Annotated in this window: 3 protein-coding genes; 1 reads left to right on the forward strand and 2 read right to left on the reverse strand. The window is 60.8% G+C overall.

The features are described 5' to 3' along the window. Both ACXJKO_RS31050 and adh read right to left on the reverse strand, forming a co-directional pair. A partial coding sequence (locus ACXJKO_RS31050) for a DUF779 domain-containing protein (RefSeq protein ID WP_457094858.1) occupies window positions 1–155 on the reverse strand: 155 nt, incomplete at its 3' end. 67 nt (window positions 156–222) lie between these two features. Next, window positions 223–1,740 carry an aldehyde dehydrogenase gene (gene adh, locus ACXJKO_RS31055; protein WP_457094856.1) on the reverse strand — a complete coding sequence of 506 codons (1,518 nt, stop codon included), beginning with the start codon at window positions 1,738–1,740 and terminating at the stop codon, window positions 223–225. A gap of 246 nt (window positions 1,741–1,986) precedes the next feature. Between adh and ACXJKO_RS31060 the strand changes: the two genes are divergently transcribed. Further along, on the forward strand, window positions 1,987–2,719 hold a 733-nt coding region (locus ACXJKO_RS31060; RefSeq protein WP_457094857.1), incomplete at its 3' end, for a sigma-54-dependent Fis family transcriptional regulator.

The raw sequence follows: 2,719 nt of genomic DNA on the forward strand, positions 1-2,719 counted from the left end.
ATGTAATCGTCCTGCGGGTAGCACATGGGCGAAGACCCATCGCAACAGCCGCCCGATTGATGGAACAGCAGCGGCCCGTGCTCAGTCTCCAAGGTCTTGATGAGATCGAGCGCAGAGGGTGTCGCCGTCACGCGCAGGATCGGCGCGTCGTCCATGGTCTTCCTCCCTTGTTATATGATGCGGCCCGGGCGCATATCTGCGCCCGGGCCCTGAATCAAAGTCTTAGAAGAAGCCGAGCGCCTTGTTGCTGTAGCTCACCAGCAGGTTCTTGGTCTGCTGGTAGTGGTCCAGCATCATCTTGTGGTTCTCACGGCCAATACCGGACTGCTTGTAGCCGCCGAAGGCCGCGTGGGCCGGATAGGCGTGGTAGCAGTTCGTCCAGACACGGCCCGCATGAATGGCGCGGCCGAACCGGTAGGCCCGGTTGCCATTGCGCGTCCACACGCCTGCGCCGAGGCCATAGAGAGTGTCGTTGGCGATCGAGAGCGCCTCGTCCTCGTCCTTGAAGGTCGTGACAGACACGACAGGACCGAAGATCTCCTCCTGGAAGACGCGCATGCGGTTGTGGCCGCGGAAGACGGTCGGCTTCACGTAATAGCCGCCGGAAAGATCGCCCTCCATCATGTTGCGCTCACCGCCCGTCAGCACTTCCGCGCCTTCCTGACGGCCGATGTCGAAGTAGCTCAGGATCTTCTCGAGCTGCTCGTTGGAAGCCTGCGCGCCGATCATGGTGCTGGGATCGAGCGGGCTTCCCTGCTTGATGGCCTCGACGCGCTTGAGAGCCTTCTCCATGAAGCGATCATAAATCGACTCCTGGATCAGCGCGCGGCTCGGACAGGTGCAGACCTCACCCTGGTTAAGCGCGAACATGACGAAACCTTCGATAGCCTTGTCGAAGAAATCGTCATCCTCGGCGACCACATCCGAGAAGAAGATGTTCGGCGACTTGCCGCCCAGTTCGAGCGTCACGGGGATGAGGTTCTGGCTGGCATATTGCATGATCAGCCGGCCCGTCGTCGTTTCGCCCGTGAACGCAATCTTCGCGATGCGTGAGCTCGATGCCAGAGGCTTGCCGGCCTCGAGGCCGAAGCCGTTGACGATGTTCAGCGTGCCTGGAGGCAGCAGATCGCCGACCATCTCGGCCCAGACCAGAATGGATGCGGGCGTCTGCTCCGCAGGCTTCAGCACGACGCAGTTGCCGGCCGCGAGCGCGGGAGCCAATTTCCACGTCGCCATCAGGATGGGGAAGTTCCAGGGAATGATCTGACCGACGACGCCGAGAGGCTCGTGGAAGTGATAGGCAACTGTATCGTGGTCAATCTCGGCGGCCGAGCCTTCCTGCGCGCGGATGCAGCTTGCGAAGTAGCKGAAGTGATCGATGGCGAGCGGAATGTCGGCGGCCGTCGTCTCGCGGATCGGCTTGCCGTTGTCCCATGTTTCGGCAAGGGCCAGCGCATCGAGATTGGCCTCCATGCGATCGGCGATTTCATTCAGGATGCGGGCACGCTCGGCCGGAGCCGTCTTGCCCCAGGCATCCTTCGCCGCGTGAGCAGCATCGAGCGCCCGCTCGATATCATCCTTATCGGATCGTGCAACCTCGCAGATCACTTTGCCGGTGACAGGCGAGGTGTTCTCGAAATATTTTCCTGCGACCGGCTCAACCCACTGGCCGCCGATATAATTGCCGTAGCGGGCCTTGAAGGGCGCTTTGGAGAGTGACAGAAATTCCGGCTTATTCATTGGTTTCCTCCCAGGATGAACGAAACCAACACAGCAATTTGCATGCCAATCTCTGGCATTGCACAGCAGCATTCGTCGCCGCAACGCAGCAAGTCATTACAGCCAATAAGAAGATTGCCGGATCACGGCTCTCTGCATTTTTGGAGACTTCGCTTTGTCTGAAGTTCAGCTATCATTCCTGCGTCACAAAAAGAAACGCGACTGCGACAGCTGTTGCAATTTGCGACACCGGGACAGGAGGAAGCCTTGTCGTCCGATAAGATCCTTTATGCGCGCCGATCCTTCTTCTCGAATGGGCAGGTTCCCGGCGGGCTTGTCCCTCAATCCATCTTACGGTCCTGGACACGCTGCGCGGCTCTGGGCCTCGAGGGACGCACCAACTCGCTCCCCGAACCGCTCAGCTCCTACGAATTCGCGGCAACGGCCGAGGAAGCCGAAGCCTTCCGCCGCCTCTGCCGACCCGAGGTCGAAACCCTTTATGCGGATGCTGAGGCCACCGACAGCATCGTCATCCTCACCAATCCCCAAGGCCTTGTTCTGGATACGATCGGCAGCCTCGATTTCGCCCAGCGCGCAGCACAGGTGGCTCTTCGTCCCGGCGTACCCTGGAGCGAGCGGATTGTCGGAACGAACGCCATCGGCACGGCGCTCGCGGAGAGAAGCCCCATCGAGGTCAGGGGTGGCGAGCATTACCTCGAATGCAACCGTATCCTCAGCTGCTCCGCCGCCCCCATCTTCGGACCGCATGGCGAAGTGTTGGGGGTGCTGGACCTGTCTGGCCCCGCCGATGTGCATCATGCTCATGCGCTCGGGCTGGTGAGGCTGGCAGCGGAGCAGATCGAACACAGGCTTTTCGACAGAGGCTTCGAGCACGCGGATCTGGTCCGGTTTCWTACCGATCCCACCATGCTGGGCACGCCACGCGAAGGCATTCTCGTTTTCGAGGACGGCTGCCTCAAGGCCGCAAACCGGCAGGGGC

Source organism: Microvirga sp. P5_D2 (assembly GCF_054049475.1).